Genomic DNA, 16,302 nt, shown 5'->3' with positions numbered 1-16,302 from the left:
TTTTCGTAAAAAATTATGAATTTTAAGGCCTTAATATCTTCATTTTGTTAATCATATATTATCTTTAACCTTAAAGTATAAGTTTATGCAATCGCATAAAGTGCTTCTGGAAGTTGAAGATGAGCATTTTAATTTAATCGCCATTTATTCCTCGCTTGAAGGATATAAAATGGCGTATTTTTTAAATAAGTATCTTAAGGTCAGGCTTGAAAGAGAGCCTAAAGATATCGACTTTAATTATACTGAATATGATGCTTTCTATGCTCTGTTTTCACATAAAGACCCAAATTCCTATTATAGCTTAGATCTCGTTGCCAATAGATTTAAGGGAGAACCGAAAAGAATTCTTAGTTCAGGTTCATTATTTGAAGAAGAGGAATTGAGTCCTCAGGAAGTAAATCTGATTCCTGAATATAACAAGGTCGATTATTTTTTAAAGATAAGTGAAGAAATAAGGCCTAAGGAATTTAATAGAGTTCTGAACCGAATAGGGCAGATTCCTGGAGTTCAGGCTGCATATGCGATTGATATTGATAATCTAAAATCCAAACAAAATCTAATATTCGAATAATGCCTACCAACAAAAAAACAAAAATAGTCGCGACGCTGGGCCCTGCAACCAGTAGTAAGGATGTATTAAGAAAAATGCTGCAGGAAGGCGTGAATGTTTTTCGTATCAATTTCTCTCATGCAAATTATGACGATGTTAAAGAGAGGATCAAAATGATCAGGGAATTGAACGAAGAGGATGGATTCAATGCTGCAATTCTTGGAGATCTTCAGGGGCCAAAGCTAAGGGTTGGTGTTATGAAGGAAGAAGTTGTGGTAAACGAAGGTGACCAGATCGTCTTTGCTACAGGAAAGGAATTCAAAGGAACTGCAGAACGAGTTTATATGAATTACGATTCATTCCCACGAGACGTTAAGGCTGGGGAAAGAATTCTTCTTGATGATGGTAAGCTGATCTTTGAGGTGGTTAAAACCAATAAAAAGGATGAAGTAAAAACAAAAGTTATCCAGGGAGGTCCTTTAAAATCTAAAAAAGGAGTAAACCTTCCAAATACCAATATTTCACTGCCGGCACTTACAGAAAAAGATGTAAAGGATGCCATTTTCGCCTGTGAAATGGGAGTAGACTGGATGGCACTTTCATTTGTAAGACATGCTGAAGACCTTATGGAACTTCAGAATCTTATAAAAGAGCATTCAAAATATAAAATCCCGATCGTTGCGAAAATTGAAAAGCCGGAAGGTGTAGCGAACATTGATAAGATCGTTGCTTATTGTGACGGACTAATGGTAGCACGTGGAGATCTTGGAGTTGAAATTCCAGCACAGGAAGTTCCTTTAATTCAGAAGAAATTAGTTCTTACTGCTAAGAAAGCCAGAATTCCGGTAATTATCGCAACTCAAATGATGGAGACAATGATCACGAGCCTAACGCCAACAAGGGCAGAGGTGAACGATGTTGCCAATTCTGTTATGGATGGTGCAGATGCTGTGATGTTGAGTGGAGAAACTTCAGTAGGACAATATCCTGTTCAGGTTATTCAGAAGATGGCTCAAATTCTTGAAAGCGTTGAGAATTCTCCACTAATTAAAGTTCCTCACGAACCGCCACACGTTAGAACGAAAAGATATATTACAAAAGCTGTTTGTTTTCATGCTGCGCATATGGCGAATGAGATTAAGGCCAAAGCAATTTGTACACTCACAAATAGTGGATATACAGCATTCCAGATCTCTGCGTGGAGACCGGAAGCTCATATTCTCGTATTTACTTCTAACCAGAGAATTCTTAATCAGTTAAGTTTACTTTGGGGTGTAAAAGCATTCTTTTACGACAAATTTGTAAGTACAGATGAAACAATTGATGATATCAACGATATGGCGAAGAAGTTTAAATTCGTTGAAACTGGAGACTTTACAATTAATCTTGCAGCAATGCCGATTACTGCCAAGGGAATGGTAAATACTTTGAGAGTTTCTGAAATCGAATAGAAGCTTTTATAATTTAAAAGAACCGGGAATTTGTCTTTTGATGAATTTCCGGTTTTTTTTAATAAAATTCAGACTGGATGAATAAATTCTATTTTCAGAAATTAATATGGTTCACATCTAAAATTTAAATTTTAGCTGAACTGAAATTTCTTTCTTTTCTTCCTTCAGATCTCCTTTTTCAGTATTTAGATTAGATAAACTAATGCCTAACAATCTTACTGAATTCTTCATTTTTTCCTGATATAAAAGCTCTTTTGCAATCTCCAGTATCAATTCTTTACTGGCGATGTAATAATTAATTGTTTTACTGCGGGTTTGCTGGGTAAAGTCACTGTATTTGATCTTTAATGTGATCGTTTTTCCAGCAACCTTGCTTTTATTCAGGCGCCTTTCTATTTCTTCAGCGATATTTTCAAGACGTTCCAGCATGAATATTTCTGAAGAAATGTTCTCCCGGAAAGTTCTTTCAGCTCCAAGCGATTTCCTGGTTCTGTGCGGCTTCACTTCACTAAGATGGATACCTCTAACAACATTATAAAAATGACTGCCGCTTTTCCCAAAATGCTCGGTTAGGTATTCTTTAGTTTTCAGTTTTAGATCTTTTCCTGTGAAAATGCCAAGTCTATACATCTTTTCCGCGGTAACTTTTCCCACACCGTAAAACTTCCTGATATCTAGTTCTTCCAAAAATTCAATTACCTCTTCCGGCTGAACTGTTTTTTGACCATTCGGTTTATTTACATCACTGGCGATCTTTGCAATGAATTTATTGATAGAAATCCCTGCGGAAGCGTTCAATCCGGTTTTCTCTTTAATGCGATCACGAATTTGTTTAGCGATCAAAGTAGCGCTGGGATTACCCTTTTTGTTTTCTGTAACATCAAGATAGGCCTCGTCCAGGGAAAGAGGTTCCACAAGGTCTGTATATTCAAAAAAGATCTCCCTGATCTGTGCAGAGATTTCCTTATATCTTTCAAAACGAGGTTTTACAAAAATGAGATCCGGACAGTTTCTTTTAGCTATAATACTGCTCATGGCACTGCGAACTCCAAATTTCCTGGCTTCGTAGCTGGCAGCACTTACCACGCCCCTTTGAGAACTCCCGCCGACCGCAACAGGTTTTCCACGAAGCTCTGGATTATCCAATTGCTCTACAGAAGCATAAAATGCATCCATGTCTATATGAATGATCTTGCGAAGTTTTTCCACGGAGTAAATTTAAGGAACTTCAATCGCATTCCTGCTCTTACTAAGAGGCTTCAGAAATTAATTATTGAATGTTAATTTAGAGTAGATTTCATTGATATAAACTTTTCAAACTTATAACCTATCTTTGAAAGAGGGCTATTTCAAAAATGGAACAGAAAACGGCAATTATATTAGGAGCTACCGGTTTAACCGGGAGTATTCTTCTGGATAAACTGGTAGACGATCCCAGATACAGGAAAATAAAAGTTTTTTCCAGAAATCATGTGCATCGTAAATCAGAAAAAATAGAAGAATATCTTATCAACCTGTTCGAGCTGGAAAAGTTTACTGAGCTTTTTAAAGCAGATGAGGTCTTCTGCTGCATTGGAACTACTCAAAAGAAAACGCCAGATAATGATACATATAGAATGGTGGATTTCGGGATTCCTGCAACAGCAGCTAAACTTTGCCATAGAAATGAAATTGAAACTTTCCAGGTCATTTCCGCTATGGGAGCTGATGAAAAAAGCCGGTTTTTCTATAATCGTGTAAAAGGTGAAATGGAAGGAGCTGTTCTGGAACAACAGATTCCTAATACTTATATTTTACAGCCTTCGCTTATAGGCGGAGAAAGAGAAGAGAGCAGGCCTTTTGAATTTATCTGGAAGAAAATAATGCTGGTAGGTGACCATTTATTGGTTGGAAGCCTCAGAAAATATAGAAGCATTCATCCTGAAATTATTGTAAAAGCCATGATTTACCTGGCCAATAATAAACATCGAAAAGGAAGGATCACTTCAGAAGAAATTAGAGAAATCGCAGACAGAAAATAATTTTAATGCAGGAAATAGAACGCAAATTCTTAGTAAAATCAGATAATTTTAAAAAACTGGCTTCAGAAAAAACACTTTTTGTACAGGCCTATTTGAATACCGATCCTGAAAGAACCATCAGGATTAGAATAAGTGGAGATAAGGCTTTTATGACCATTAAAGGAAAGTCATCAGAAAACGGATTATCGAGGTTTGAATGGGAAACAGAAATAGATCTGGATGAAGCAAAAGAGTTGCTGAATTTATGTGAACCGGGTAAAATTGAGAAATTCAGATACCTGGTTTCTGCTGGAAATCATACTTATGAGGTGGACGAATTTCTTGAAGATAATAAAGGTTTAGTACTCGCAGAGATCGAACTTGAAAATGAGGATGATGAATTTGAAAAGCCTGAATGGTTGGGCGAAGAAGTAACTGGGAATCTTGATTATTATAATTCTAATCTAATAGCAAAACCTTATAAAAACTGGAACTAATGAAAAAGCTGTTATTTTTTATATGCCTGGGACTTTTGCTCTCCTGTGCAGATAATCAAGCAAAAGATGTCTCTTCAGAAAATGAGGATAGTTCATTAGATACGCTGGCAAGTAAATCGCCAGATATGGCAAAGGTTGAGACTGAGCTTAAAAACAAGGGTTACCAAACATTCAGTTATAAAGAAGGAGATACTACCTATTTAATGCAGCAGTATTATATGGTATTTTTAAAATCCGGTCCGGAAAGAAGTCAGGATTCAACCGAGGCGGCAGAACTTCAGAAAAAACATATGGCTCATCTGGCAAGAATGTACAATGAAGGATATACCAGTTTAACCGGACCAATGGGAGATGATGGTGATCTACGAGGAATAGTAGTTTATAATACTGCCACTCAAAGGGAAGCAGATAGTCTGGCCAATTTAGATCCCATGGTTCAGGCGGGAAGATTAAAAGTAGAAGTTCACCCATGGTGGGTAGCTAAGGGAGGTAAACTCAAATAAACACATGAAACCAACCAACCAATTACCAGATCTAAAATATCCCGGTAACGAACAGAAGAAACTAACATTACATTTATTCTTTCAGATTTTAGGAAAGATCAGGATGTGTTTTACTCCGCGCAAAAATCACTGGTGGTATATAACTTTGTATGTCTACGATAAAGGTTTTACAACGGGTTCAATTCCAATTAATGAAGGTTATGAATCGTTTTCCCTGAACCTTAATATTCTTCAGAATAAACTTGAGATTACAAAAAGCAATGGTGATGCGAAAAGTTTTGATTTATATAACGGTCTCGCAGTGGCAACTTTTTACAATAATATCCTCAACTTTCTAAATGACCTGGATATTGATGTTGAGATAAACGACAGGCCTTATGATCTGGAAATCGATAAGAAATTTTCTGAGATTACAGATATTCATCATTATGAGATGGAGTATAGCAACATTTTCAGGAAAAGCTTTCTTTGGGTAGATTCTGTTTTTAAGGAATTCAGTGGAAGATTTTATGGAAAGACCTGTCCCGTTCATTTGTACTGGCATTCTATGGATCTTGCTGTTACTAGATTTTCTGGTAAGGAAGCACCAAAAATGCCTGCTGAAGCTCGAATTTCAGATAAGGAAGCATACAGTCATGAATGTATAAGTTTTGGTTTCTGGGCTGGGGATGAAAATGTTCCGGAACCAGCTTTTTATTCTTATACCTATCCTGCGCCAGAGGGAATAGATAAAAAGAAGATCGAACCGAAAAATGCCAAATGGATCATGAATAATGACAGCCCAATGGCAATTCTAACCTATGCAGATCTTGTGAAGGAAAAAGATCCTAGGAAAGCACTCCTGGAATTTCTGGAAAGTACATACAGAGCCGGCGCTGAGCTAGCAGAATGGGATATTGATAAATTAGAGGTTCCTCCTCTTAAAGATCTGTGATCAGGCTGAAGTGATCTTATTTTTGATCTCATGCTTGGGAAGTACACCAGATTGTCGCCAAACCTGTTCTCCATTTTTGAATAATATCATCGTAGGAACTCCTCGAACCTGATATTTAGAGGCTAATTTCTGATTTTTATCAACATCTATCTTTACGATCTTTACCTGGTCTCCAAGTTCTTCTTTCACTTCCTTTAAAATTGGAGCGAGGGATTTACATGGTCCGCACCAATCGGCAAAAAAGTCGATCAAAACAGGTGTTTCGCTTTTTATTATTTCACTAAAACTACTTTTCATATCCTATTACTTTGAAATAAATTTAGCCAATCACTTTCAATAATTCTTTTAAGATTCGGTTAAAAAAAGTGACCTCACACTCGCAAGTATGAGGTCACGTTCAACCAACAACTAACAATTAACTAGTTATTTCCAGCCTCCGCCCAATGCCTCATAAAGATCTACCATTGCTTTAAGCTGATTATATTTTGCATTTGCCAGATCCAGACTGGAATTAAGGGCGTTTTCCCTGGCGGTGAGCACTTCCAGGTAATTCGCAAGACCATTATTTAAAAGTTCTTCAGAATAATCTGTAGCAAGGCCATAAGCCTCATATTCTTTTTCCTTTATATCAATTTTTTCAGTTGCAGCTTCATAGGAATAAAGTGCATCTGAAACTTCCTTGCTGGCGGTCAAAATAGCCTGTTTGAATTCTAATCTTGCCTGTTCCTGCTGAGCGAGAGAAACCTCATATTCAGTTCTAATTCTGCGACCGTTAAGAATTGGTTGCGCAAGACCACCAATTACGGTAGCGAATAATGAATTTGCATTGAAAAGATCGCCAGCTTCGAGTGCCTGTAATCCACCAGTTGCAGTTAGGGTTAATGAAGGATAGAAATTGCTTTTCGCTACATTGGTAAGTTCAAAGGCATTCAGGAAACCGTATTCCGCGGCAATGACGTCTGGCCGGTTTCTTAATAATTGCACGGGAACACCAATGTTAAGATCTGTCGTTATTTTTTGGTCTTCCAATTCAGATCTTTCGATTTTCATTGGAGCTTCTCCGAGTAAAATAGATAAAGTATTTTCCAGCAAACGCTCCTGATTTTTAAGATCTATCAGAATTCCCTGCGCTGTGTAAAGCTGAGCCTCAGTCTGTTTTACGCCTACTTCAGTTAAATTTCCTGCCTCTTTTAGAGCCTTGGTCGTTTCAAGACTATTCTCTCTGGTAGACACCGTTTCTTCCGTAATCTTTATCTGCTCATCCAGCGATAATAACTGGTAATAAGTAGAAGCAATGCTAGCGATAAGCCTTGTTTTTACTGCCTGATGTGCCGCGATACTCTGAAGGTAGCTTGCATCAAAAGCTCGTTTCTGACTTCTTATTTTACCCCAAATATCGGCTTCCCAACTCAGGTCGGCGCTTAGTTGATATTGGTCCAGGGAGCTGAATAAACTACCAAACTGGCTGTTCTGAGATAATTCCTGGTGGGTGAAAGTGGCATTTCCATTAACCGTAGGTAAATAACCGGCCTTTCCTTGTTTTACATAAGCTTCCGCTGCAATAATCTGTTGCAGTGCGATCCTGATGTCGATATTATTCTCCAGTCCTTTGCTGATATAATCCTGAAGTACAGGATCGGTAAACATTTCTTTCCAGGAAACATTTGCGATATTCAGGCTGTCTTTCTCAATATTATCTGTCCTGAAATTTTCTTCCTGAACAACTTCCGGCTGATCATAATCTTTCGCCACAAAACAGGACTGCAGGCTGAGTAAACCAATACCGGCAATTAGGAATTTGATATTATATATTCGTCTCATTATAAATGATACTTTTCTTATTAGTTATTTTGAACTACTTCCGGTTTCTTCCCAACTTTTTCCTGTAGCCATTGGAATAGCATGAAAAGAATTGGTATCACAAACACCCCGGTAATAGTTCCAATTAAAAGTCCGCCGGCTGCACCTGTTCCAATAGACCTGTTTCCTTCGGCACCCACTCCGCTAGCCAGGACAAGAGGAAGAAGCCCCAGAATAAAGGCAAATGAGGTCATCAAAATTGGTCTTAACCTGGCCTTTGCTCCATGAATTGCGGCTTCTGAAATCGATTCACCGCGACGTCTTCTCTGAATCGCAAATTCAACAATCAAGATCGCATTTTTCGCCAGCAGACCAATTAACATGATCAATGCTATCTGGAAATAGATGTTATTCTGAAGTCCGGCGAATTTTGTAGTAATATAAGCTCCGAAGACTCCCAGAGGCAATGATAATAACACTGAAAATGGTAATAAGTAGCTTTCGTATTGCGCTGCCAGTAGGAAATAAACAAACACAATGGAAAGCAGGAATATCATGGTAGTCTGATTTCCGGCATTCACTTCTTCCCTGGTCAAACCTGAATAGGCCGTACTATAATTTTCTGGCAAAGTTGAAGCGACTTCTTCAATAGCATTAATGGCATCCCCAGAACTGAATCCTGGATTTGTAGCTCCAGAAAGTTTTGTAGAATTAAACAGGTTAAACCTGGTCACAGATTGTGGACCATAAACTCTCTTCAAATTTACAAACTGGGTTACCGGCGCCATTTCTCCGCTAGAAGTTCGCACGTAAAGTTTATTTAGATCGCTTTTATCAGCTCTATCTTCAGGTAATGACTGCACATACACCCGATACTGTTTTCCAAATTTTGAAAAATCAGCTGCATAAACTCCTCCGATATATCCCTGTAGCGTAGAGAAAATTTCATTTACCGTTACTCCCTTTTCCTTCGCCAATGGCACATTCAGTTCTAGTTCATACTGCGGGTAATTGGTGTTGAACGATGATTGTGCGTACTGAATTTCAGGTCTTGCAGATAACTTCTGAATAAATTCCTGGTTAGCCGCATCCAGTTCATTAAAACTTGAACCAGAACGGTCCAATAGATTTACCTCAAAACCTGAAGAATTACCAAAACCAGGAATACTGGGAGGTGAGAAGAAAATAATATTAGCTTCAGGAATTGTTGAAGCAATACCGAAAAGTTTACCCGTGATCGACTGAACAGACAATTCATCGGAATCTCTTTGATCCCAGTCTTCTAATTTGATAAAACCAAGACCATAATTACTACCGGCTCCATTGATCAAACTCCTACCTGAAATAATAGAAACTCCCTGAATTCCTTCCAGATCTTTTACTTTTTGATATAGTTGATCGTTTACTTGCTGGGTTCTGTCAATTGAAGCCCCCGCAGGAAGTTCAACATTTACAAATATCAAACCTCTGTCTTCATCTGGAACAAAGCCCGATGGAGTTGTAGAAGAAGCCCACCAGATACCGGCAACGGCCAGGATCAAAATTACTGCCGTGATCCATTTATTTCTGTACAGATAGCTTAAAGATTGACCATATCGGCTAACGGTCGCGTTAAATCCTTTATTAAAAGCATCGTAGAATCTTTGCAGGTAAGTTTTCTTCGATTTTTCCTTTTCATCATGAGTCTTTAGAAATAAAGCACATAAGGCAGGACTTAAGGTTAACGCGTTTACCGCTGAAATAACAATTGCCACGATCAAGGTGATCCCAAACTGCTCATAGAAAACTCCAGTTGGGCCCTGTATAAAGGTAACGGGTATAAAAACCGCAGCCATCACCAGAGTAATCGAAATAATCGCCCCGGAAATTTCATGCATGGCATCTGTGGTAGCTTTTCGGGCACTTTTCGCTCCTTCATCTAATTTGGAATGTACTGCTTCCACAACTACAATAGCATCATCCACCACAATACCAATGGCCAGTACTAGTGCAAACAGCGTTAACAGGTTAATGGAATAACCGAATAAATTCAGGAAGAAAAATGTTCCAATAATTGAAACCGGAACCGCAATGGCCGGGATAAGGGTAGATCTAAAATCCTGAAGAAAAATGAATACCACCAGGAAAACCAAAATAAAGGCTTCAATAAGTGTATGCACCACTTTATTTATGGAAGCGTTCAAAAATTCATTGGTATTATAAGGAACATATAATTCCAGCCCTTCAGGAAGGTCTTTTTCTATTTCTGCCAAACGATCTTCGATTTCCAGGATAATATCCCTTGCATTTGATCCTTTGGTTTGAAAAACCCCCATATTAACCGCAGGCATACCCTTGGTTTTTGAACCTCCGCTATATGACTGTGCATCCAATTCAATTTTGGCAACATCTTTTAGTCTTAGAAATTGTCCGTCTCCCAGGGCTTTGATTACGATATTGCTGTATTGTTCTTCAGAATTATATCTTCCGCTATATTTAATGGTATAAGAAAAGGCTTCTCCATTGTTTTCCCCAAGAGAACCGGCTGCGGCTTCCAGGCTTTGCTCATTTAAAGCTCCGATTACATCGGAAGGAACCAGATTATAGGCCGCTAGTTTATCTGGCTGAAGCCAGATTCGCATCGCATAATCCTTACCACCGAAAACAAGCACATTTCCAACCCCGTTAACTCTTTGAATTTCAGGAATTACATTGATCTTCAAATAATTCTGAATAAAAGTGTCATCATAATCTTCATTACTACTATAAACCGAGAAGAACATCAGGGCACTGGTCTGCTGCTTTTGGGTGGTTACACCGGTTTGTTTCACCTCTGCAGGAAGCAAGGGATTAGCTCGCGCCACGCGGTTCTGAACATTCACCGCGGCAATATCAGGATCTACATCCTGATCAAAAAATACAGTGATCTCGGCAGTACCATTATTGGTAGCAGTAGAAGTTAAATAAGTCATTCCTTCCACACCATTCAGCTGTTCTTCAATTGGAATGATCACACTTTCCAGAACGGTTTCAGCATTAGCTCCGGGATATGCAGTACTTACAGATACTGTTGGTGGAGCAATATCTGGATATTGGGTTATTGGAAGATTGGAAAGTCCCAGTACTCCCAGAATTACTATGATGATGGAAATCACCGTGGAAAGCACGGGTCTTTCAATAAATGTCTTTAGCATAATGTTTCTTTTTCAGGATAGCTTATCTGAATACTTTTTCAATTGGTTTGGCAACACTATCAAATGGAGTTGGCTGAGGTTTGATCTCTGTGTCTGGTCGCAATTTTGAAAGTCCTTTTGCTACGATGCTATCTCCTTCTTCAACTCCAGATTTCACCACGTACATATTATCAATATTAGCGATCACTTCGATTATAGAAGAATTTACCTTATTTTCTGCCCCCAGTTTGTAAACGAGGATATTGCCCTGTTGTTCGTAAGTAGAAGCCTGCGGTACAACTACCGCATTTTCGTAAGTTTTTGGAATTAAAATCTTTCCACTATTACCATTTGTTAATAATCTTGATGGATTATTGAAAACCGCTCTAAAAGAAATAGACCCGGTATTTTCGTTCACCTGGGAATTGATCGTTTCAATAGAACCTTCTTCATTATAGGTAGAACCATTGGCTAGTTTGAGTTGCACTTTTGGCATATTACCTAATTTTTCTTCAATATTTGAACCTTCGTAATTCTGAAGAAAATCAAGATATTCCACTTCATTCATGGAAAAATAGGCGTAAACCCTACTAATATCACTAACCGTGGTTAGTGGTTCCTGACTATTAGGGCTAACCAGCGCACCTTCTCGTAATCTTATAGACCCAACGTAGCCATCAACCGGACTTTTGATATTTCCGTAACTGATATTGGCTGCAATACTATTATAATTACTTCTGGCCTGTTCAAGTTTTGCCTTCGCCGTTTCAAGCTGAACTTCGCTTATGATATTCTTTTCAACCAAAGGTTTTAGTTTGTCCACTTCTACCTGAGCGGCATTAACATTCGCTTTTGCAGCTGCTGCATCCTGGTTTAAAGATTGTGTTTCCAGTTTAAAAAGTGTCTGACCTTTTTTAACTTTCTCTCCTTCATCTACAAGAACATCAGTGATGTAGCCTGTGACTTTAGCTCTTACCTCACTATTAACCACACCTTCTATGCTCACAGGATAGGTTGTAAATCCGGTTACAGTTCGCGTAGGAACTTCAGTTACCGGAAAGGGTAAAACCTGATTCGCTGGTGCTGCCTGCGCCTGGGAATTCTGATCGCCGCCACAGGAAGTTGAACTTACTGCAATTGCGAGCACAGCTATATATTTGATTGCCTTTTTCATAGTTTGAATTGTAATTTTCGGGATCTTTAATTGATGGTTAATTCATTCATCTTCTCGATGGTTCTCTCTAGATTTTCTTTTTGTGCGATGAGATATTCTTTAAATAAAATCGCTACTCCACCTGTTTTTTCAAATTTCTCTTTGTTATAGGTGGCATTAAAAGAGTGAATCTTTTCAATAAGTCTGATGTCTTCACTAATCTGGTCAAGATTTTCCTTTAAGGTATTCTTCAGATAGGTTTTGCTCGCTCTAAAATATCTTTTACGATCACCCGGTTTGGTGAAATATTCTACTTTATTGGTTTGCATAAGCAGATTTAACTGAGTAGAAACCGAGCTTTTACTGGCTTGAGTGATCTCAATGATCTCATCAAAAGTATGTCCGTCGTTTGGTGAAAGGATCATGATAACGTAGATCCTGGCAGCTAAGGGAGCAAGGTTGTGTACTTTTTCAAAGTGTACACCAATTTCCTCGATTAGTTTTTTTTTCTCCGGTGAACAACATTCCATAGTGTGAATTCTAAATTAGTTTGCAAAAATAGTATTGGTTCGGTGATTACCGAACTAAACAAACTTAAATGTGTGTTAAAATGTTCGGACATAAAAAAACCCGGACAATTGCCCGGGTTGAATTTCATTTTATTGAAATCTACTCTTCGTAAATGCCAATTTGTAGATCACCGGCAGCATTCATCGTTGCGCGATACATTCCAGCGGTATTGAATTCCATGGAAACATTACCCTTATTGTCAATGGCAATTATTCCACCATTTCCACCTAATTCAGGCTGTTTCTTCTGAATAACTTCACTAGCAGCTTCCTGCAGCGAACTTCCCTTATATTCCATCATTGCCGAAATATCATAAGCCACTACGCCTCGGATAAAATATTCACCCCATCCTGTACTTGAGATTGCACAGGTCTTATTGTTAGCATAGGTGCCAGCACCGATTATTGGAGAATCTCCAATACGATTGTATTTCTTGTTTGACATACCTCCAGTTGAGGTTCCGGCGGCAAGATTCCCATTCTTATCAAGTGCAGCACAACCTACAGTCCCAAATTTTGAATCTTTTACAAAAGGATCGTAGAAAGCGGTTTTATTATTATTCTCCTTTTCCCGTTCTTTTGCTCTTTCCATCGCTTTGAATCTATTCTCGGTATAGAAATACTCAGGATCAACGATTTCCAGACCTCTCTCTTTAGCGAAATCTTCAGCTCCTTTTCCTGAAAGCAGCACATGTTCAGAATTCGTCATTACTTCAAAAGCCAGATTTATAGGATTTCTTACGTTGGTAACACCGGCTATTGCTCCTGCATTTAAAGTTTTACCGTCCATAATAGATGCATCGAGTTCATTTTTCCCTTCATTCGTAAAAACAGCACCTTTAGCTGAATTAAATAGCGGACTGTCTTCCATGATATTAATCGTTCTTTGAACGGCCTCTATTGCAGTTCCACCATTAGCCAGGATCTCGTGACCTGTTCTAATGGCTTCCTCCAGTTTTTGCTTATATGCCAGTTCCAGGGAATCGCTCATTTTTTCTTTCAGAATAGTTCCGGCACCTCCGTGTATAACGATCCCAAAATTCTGAACGCTATCTTTTTCTGCAGTCTTATCTGATTCAACTTTAGTTTCTTTCGTGTTATTTTCAGAAGAATCATTGCATGAGATGAAGCATATAAGGCTGAAAATGAAGAGTAATTTTTTCATATAAATTGATTTGAAGGGAAAGTTAATCAAAATATCAAAGAATTTAGGGCAGATTTGCTATTGAAAGCTTAAATAAATAAGCTGAAAACCATCCTGTTTGCAGCATATTCAGTAATTTTAAGTAAAATATTTGTTATGCCAGTAGAAGGACCTTTTAATTTGAATAAATGGATAGAGCAGAACAGGGAAAGCCTGAAGCCACCAGTTGGAAACCGGAATCTTTATAAAGAATCTGGGGATTATATCGTAATGATCGTTGCCGGCCCCAATGCTCGTAAAGACTATCATTACAATGAAACTGAAGAGTTGTTCTACCAGCTGGAGGGTGAAATTGAAGTAAATATTCAGGAAGACGGGAAGAAAAAAACAATGAGACTAGGTCCAGGAGACATGTATCTGCATCCGGCAAAGGTTCCTCATTCGCCGGTTAGACACGATAATTCAATTGGTCTGGTAGTGGAAAGGAAAAGATTGAACGAAGATGGAAAGGATGGATTGATCTGGTATTGCGATAATTGCAATAATAAACTTCACGAAGTTTATTTCCCGCTTCAGGATATTGAAACCGATTTTTTAAATCATTTCAGAGATTTTTATATGAATAAAGATCTAAGAACCTGTGACAATTGCGGAGAGGTAATGCCTGTTGATGAGCGATTCACTGCTGTTGAGGAATAGCGATTTATTTTTACTATTTTCGCAATAACTACACAAATTAATCGATAAAAACGCAATTTAATGAGTAAAATCGCTGAAGAATTCGGGATTAAACAAGCCCTGAAAGATTTAGGTTTAAACGACATCAATAATGGAACGTCAACCGGAACCGATTGGTTTAGCAATGGTGATATTATAGAATCATACTCTCCTGTTGATGGTGCACTTATAGGAAAAGTAAAATCTACTACGAAAGAAGATTACGAAAAAGTGATCACGGCTGCAGAAAAAGGGTTTAAGGAATGGAGAACCTGGACCGCGCCGCAAAGAGGTGAAGTAGTTAGACAATTCAATGATGAACTAAGAAGACTGAAAGAACCTTTAGGAAAACTCGTTTCTTATGAAATGGGAAAATCTTACCAGGAAGGTCTTGGAGAAGTTCAGGAGATGATAGATATCTGTGATTTCGCGGTTGGATTATCAAGACAGCTTTATGGATTAACCATGCACAGTGAGCGTCCGGGACACAGAATGTACGAGCAATACCATCCACTTGGAGTTGTAGGGATTATTTCAGCATTCAACTTTCCAGTAGCGGTTTGGTCATGGAATACGGCCTTGGCCTGGGTTTGTGGAGATGCCTGTATCTGGAAAGGTTCAGAAAAGACTCCGTTAACTTCTGTAGCCTGCCAGAATATTGCAGCCAGAGTTTTTGAAGAAAATAATGTGCCGGCGGGAATTTCAAGTTTGATCACTGGAGACTATAAAGTTGGTGAGATGATGACTAAAGATGAGCGTGTACCGCTTATTTCTGCGACCGGTTCTATTAGAATGGGTAAGATCGTAGCACAAGCTGTTGCCGCACGTCTAGGGAAATCACTTCTTGAATTAGGAGGAAATAATGCCATTATCGTAACTCCAGATGCTAATATCAAAAATACAGTGATAGGCGCTGTATTTGGAGCTGTTGGTACTTGTGGACAACGTTGTACTTCTACCAGAAGGCTTATCGTTCATGAAGATGTTTATGATAAAGTAAAAGATGCTGTAGTAGGAGCTTACAAACAGATAAGAATCGGGAATCCACTGGATGAAAACAATCATGTGGGTCCACTTATTGATAAAGATGCCGTTAAGAATTACCAGGCTGCTTTAGATAAAGTGGTTGAAGAAGGAGGTAAAATTCTTGTTGAAGGTGGAGTTCTTGAAGGTGAAGGTTATGAGAGTGGTTATTATGTGAAACCTGCAATCGCTGAAGCTGAAAATCATTTTGAGATCGTACAGCATGAGACATTTGCCCCTGTTCTTTATATCATGAAATATTCAGGAGATGTAAGTGATGCTCTGGCGCTTCAGAATGGAGTAAAGCAAGGATTATCATCTGCTATCATGACGAATAACCTGAGAGAAGCGGAAAGATTCCTCTCTGCAGAAGGTTCAGATTGCGGAATTGCGAATGTGAATATTGGTACTTCAGGAGCTGAAATTGGTGGAGCCTTTGGTGGCGAAAAAGAAACCGGTGGAGGTAGAGAATCTGGATCTGACGCCTGGAAAATATATATGAGACGACAAACAAATACGATCAATTATACTACTGAACTGCCTTTAGCGCAGGGAATTAAATTTGATCTATAGATTAGTTTTTAAGTGTAATTAAAGCCTGTTTCCTCTGGAAGCAGGCTTTTTTATTTTTGATAATGAGGAGTTTACACTTCTATTAAGATACTGGCTTAGTTAAATCAAACTTAAATAGAACTCGATTTTTGTCTTAAACTTGAATAATCTTTATTTTCGGACAGCATTAATTTTAAAGATTTTATGAGCACATTTTCAGAAGAGAAAGCGAAGGAAGAACACTCAAAAAGAACAGA

15 protein-coding genes are annotated in these 16,302 nt (G+C 38.4%); 8 read left to right on the top strand and 7 right to left on the bottom strand.

What is annotated here, in order from left to right; all coding sequences use genetic code 11:
* Positions 1-85 precede the first annotated feature (85 nt).
* Positions 86-571, top strand: coding sequence for an IPExxxVDY family protein (locus tag RE431_RS11555; RefSeq protein WP_309562140.1), 486 nt, complete (start codon positions 86-88; stop codon positions 569-571).
* A complete protein-coding gene (pyk, locus tag RE431_RS11550) occupies positions 571-2,001 on the top strand; it encodes a pyruvate kinase (protein WP_309562139.1) in 1,431 nt (476 codons plus the stop codon). The genes RE431_RS11555 and pyk overlap by 1 nt, the downstream gene beginning before the upstream one ends.
* A gap of 117 nt (positions 2,002-2,118) precedes the next feature.
* Here the strand turns inward: pyk and dinB are convergent, their stop codons facing one another.
* Positions 2,119-3,210 (bottom strand): DNA polymerase IV, encoded by a 1,092-nt coding sequence (gene dinB / locus RE431_RS11545; protein WP_309562138.1) that lies wholly within the window; start codon positions 3,208-3,210, stop codon positions 2,119-2,121.
* A 146-nt stretch (positions 3,211-3,356) separates the two neighbouring features.
* Between dinB and RE431_RS11540 the strand changes: the two genes are divergently transcribed.
* The 4 genes from RE431_RS11540 to RE431_RS11525 are packed head-to-tail and all read left to right on the top strand — an operon-like array spanning position 3,357 to position 5,935.
* A complete protein-coding gene (locus RE431_RS11540) occupies positions 3,357-4,022 on the top strand; it encodes an NAD-dependent epimerase/dehydratase family protein (RefSeq protein ID WP_309562137.1) in 666 nt (221 codons plus the stop codon).
* A 5-nt stretch (positions 4,023-4,027) separates the two neighbouring features.
* Complete coding sequence (locus RE431_RS11535; RefSeq protein ID WP_309562136.1) at positions 4,028-4,498, top strand: CYTH domain-containing protein; 471 nt, start codon at positions 4,028-4,030, stop codon at positions 4,496-4,498.
* On the top strand, positions 4,498-5,001 hold the full coding sequence (locus RE431_RS11530; protein ID WP_309562135.1) for a YciI family protein: 504 nt from the start codon (positions 4,498-4,500) through the stop codon (positions 4,999-5,001). The genes RE431_RS11535 and RE431_RS11530 overlap by 1 nt, the downstream gene beginning before the upstream one ends.
* Before the next feature lie 4 nt (positions 5,002-5,005).
* Positions 5,006-5,935 carry a DUF5996 family protein gene (locus RE431_RS11525; protein WP_309562134.1) on the top strand — a complete coding sequence of 310 codons (930 nt, stop codon included), beginning with the start codon at positions 5,006-5,008 and terminating at the stop codon, positions 5,933-5,935.
* Here RE431_RS11525 and trxA read toward each other — a convergent pair whose 3' ends face one another.
* From trxA to RE431_RS11495, 6 genes are all read right to left on the bottom strand, one after another.
* Complete coding sequence (trxA, locus tag RE431_RS11520; protein WP_309562133.1) at positions 5,936-6,232, bottom strand: thioredoxin; 297 nt, start codon at positions 6,230-6,232, stop codon at positions 5,936-5,938.
* Positions 6,233-6,358: 126 nt separating this feature from the next.
* Entirely contained in the window at positions 6,359-7,756 is a 1,398-nt protein-coding gene (locus RE431_RS11515) for an efflux transporter outer membrane subunit (RefSeq protein WP_309562132.1), read from the bottom strand.
* A 20-nt stretch (positions 7,757-7,776) separates the two neighbouring features.
* Entirely contained in the window at positions 7,777-10,908 is a 3,132-nt protein-coding gene (locus RE431_RS11510; protein WP_309562131.1) for an efflux RND transporter permease subunit, read from the bottom strand.
* A gap of 22 nt (positions 10,909-10,930) precedes the next feature.
* On the bottom strand, positions 10,931-12,061 hold the full coding sequence (locus RE431_RS11505; RefSeq protein ID WP_309562130.1) for an efflux RND transporter periplasmic adaptor subunit: 1,131 nt from the start codon (positions 12,059-12,061) through the stop codon (positions 10,931-10,933).
* A gap of 26 nt (positions 12,062-12,087) precedes the next feature.
* Complete coding sequence (locus RE431_RS11500; RefSeq protein WP_309562129.1) at positions 12,088-12,570, bottom strand: GbsR/MarR family transcriptional regulator; 483 nt, start codon at positions 12,568-12,570, stop codon at positions 12,088-12,090.
* Between the two features lie 139 nt (positions 12,571-12,709).
* The gene (locus RE431_RS11495) at positions 12,710-13,774 is read right to left on the bottom strand and encodes an isoaspartyl peptidase/L-asparaginase family protein (protein WP_309562128.1); all 1,065 of its coding nucleotides are present in this window, start codon (positions 13,772-13,774) and stop codon (positions 12,710-12,712) included.
* A 135-nt stretch (positions 13,775-13,909) separates the two neighbouring features.
* Between RE431_RS11495 and RE431_RS11490 the strand changes: the two genes are divergently transcribed.
* A complete protein-coding gene (locus RE431_RS11490; RefSeq protein WP_309562127.1) occupies positions 13,910-14,452 on the top strand; it encodes a 3-hydroxyanthranilate 3,4-dioxygenase in 543 nt (180 codons plus the stop codon).
* Between the two features lie 60 nt (positions 14,453-14,512).
* On the top strand, positions 14,513-16,066 hold the full coding sequence (amaB, locus tag RE431_RS11485) for an L-piperidine-6-carboxylate dehydrogenase (protein ID WP_309562126.1): 1,554 nt from the start codon (positions 14,513-14,515) through the stop codon (positions 16,064-16,066).
* Positions 16,067-16,302 lie beyond the last annotated feature (236 nt).

This window comes from Christiangramia sediminicola, assembly GCF_031344135.1.
In the GTDB taxonomy this organism is placed as follows: Bacteria; Bacteroidota; Bacteroidia; order Flavobacteriales; family Flavobacteriaceae; genus Christiangramia; species Christiangramia sediminicola.
The sequence above is the reverse complement of the archived record's forward strand: the minus strand, read 5'-3'. Positions and strand labels throughout refer to the sequence as shown.